The following is a 2,021-nucleotide window of genomic DNA, read 5'->3' as shown; positions in this document are numbered from 1 at the left end:
TCTCCAAACCTCTCCCCCCCCCTCTCCAAAGACTTTCGACCTTATCGAATCCCCACTGCCGGTTTTCCCTGTAAAAACAAAGCCCGAACGAAACCCGTTCAGGCTTTGCATTGCGGCTCCGGGGAACTTGCATCAAGGCCGGGCTTTCGCGCCGTCCCGCCCGCTGCCCGCCCCGTTTGTGAAAGTCTTGGGAGGGGAGGGATGGGGGTTTGGGGAAGGGAGGGGAAGCCTTCTGAAGAAGGGCTTCCCCTCCCTTCCCTAATCTTCTATTCCCTCCCTTCGCCCTTCCCGAACTTCTTCACGATGGCCTTGGCCGGGATGATGCCGGTGGCGGCTGCGGACACGATGTTACCGGACACGCCGGGGCCGTCGCCCGCCACGAAAAGGTTGGAAACGGATGTTTCAAGATCGCTGGATGTGGCGACCTGCGTGGAGAAGAACTTGATCTCCGGCGCGTAGAGCAAGGTCGAATCGTCGGCGATGCCCGGCACGACCAGATTGAGCTGCTCCAGCCCTTCCACAAGGTTGGTCACGATACGGCCCGGCAGCGCCATAGCGATGTCGCCGGGCGTAACTTCGGTCAAGGTGGGCTCGACGTAGCCGTTATGGATGCGCTGCCATGTTGAACGCCGCCCGCGCCGCAGATCCCCGAGGCGCTGGAGGATGGGCTTGCCGCCGCCGATGAGCGAGGCGAGCCTGCCGATGGCGACGCCGTACCCGTGGCTGTCGGACACGGGATCGGTCAGGATCACCTTGGACAGGAACGCGAAGTTCGTATTGTCCGACTTCCGGTTGCGGTAGGCGTGCCCGTTCACGCACACGAAATCCTGATAATTCTCAAGCGTGATGAACCCGGCGGGGTTGGTGCAGAACGTGCGCGTCTGATCGTCGTAACGCTGCGTCTGCACAAAAAAAGTAGGATCGTAAATAACGTTGGTGAGATCCGACATCACGTCGTTGTGCGTTTCCACACGCACGCCCACTTCGATGCCGCGCTGCTGGAGCTCCATGCCGTACTTCTTGGCCATGTCGCCCATCCAGTCCGCCCCCACGCGGCCCGGCGCAAGGATCGCGGCCCGGCAGCGCAATTCTCCCTTGTCGGTGATCAGGCCGCGTACTTCGCCGCCCTCAACGATGACGTGCCTGACATCCTCTCCCGTGCGGATGGACACGCCGCGCTCATGGAGCGCTTCGCACATGCCATCGATATGATTCGGCAGGCAATCGCTCCCCAGATGCTTCTGACGGATGAGCAGCAGATCAATGCCGTGCTTTTTCGCTTCCTTGCGGATGGATTTGGCGCTCTCCATGTCCGAGGGGAATACCGGGGCCGTCATGCCGAAGCGGTCAAAAATGGCCTCCGTCTCTTCGATAAGGCTTTCCGCTTCGGAACGGGGCATGAACTGGGTGAGATCGGTCTTGCCGAGCTTGTGGATGAAGTTCAGCTTACCGTCCGAAAACAGCCCGCCTCCGCCCATCCCCGAAAGGATGTGGCAAGGGTCGCACTTCATGCATTTCTTGGCCTTGCCGAGCGGACAGCCGCGCTTCTTGACCATGTTGCCGCGCTCCACAATGCACACCGACAAATCCGAATGGTCGGCCAGCCACCAAGCCGCGAACAGCCCGGCAGGGCCGCCGCCCACGATGATGACATCAAACGTGTTCGACATAAAAATCCTCCCAAAAAGGATGGAATAAGCGGGGAAGACAAGAAAAAGCCCGCAGGCGCGGGATCGTAGGATAACCATGCACGGTTTCGGAACACCTGTCAAACGCCCGCCGGATTCCATCACTCCCCGGTTCCGCCGCCCCATACGGAACAACATCCACCCTTCAAAAAATACTTCCCTCATCACAAAAAAAGCCCGCGAGACAATGCTTTCCAACATCGCCTGCCGGCCTTCAATGCGTTTCTCCGCACGCCACGAGCATTCCCCCTTCCCTGCCTTTCTTTGACAAACAGGGAAAACCGTGAACAGGGATTCTATAAGGTCAAAAATCTTGGGAGGGGAAGGGGGAGG

General features: G+C 59.6%; 1 protein-coding gene. It reads right to left on the bottom strand.

Annotation, left to right across the window (positions count from 1 at the left end; all coding sequences use genetic code 11):
* Positions 1-266: 266 nt before the first annotated feature.
* Complete coding sequence (locus HMPREF0178_RS08910) at positions 267-1,670, bottom strand: NAD(P)/FAD-dependent oxidoreductase (RefSeq protein WP_009380270.1); 1,404 nt, start codon at positions 1,668-1,670, stop codon at positions 267-269.
* Positions 1,671-2,021 lie beyond the last annotated feature (351 nt).

It is taken from the genome of Bilophila sp. 4_1_30 (assembly GCF_000224655.1).
GTDB classification, from domain to species: Bacteria; Desulfobacterota; Desulfovibrionia; order Desulfovibrionales; family Desulfovibrionaceae; genus Bilophila; species Bilophila wadsworthia.
This window is presented reverse-complemented; position numbering and strand designations above follow the sequence as displayed.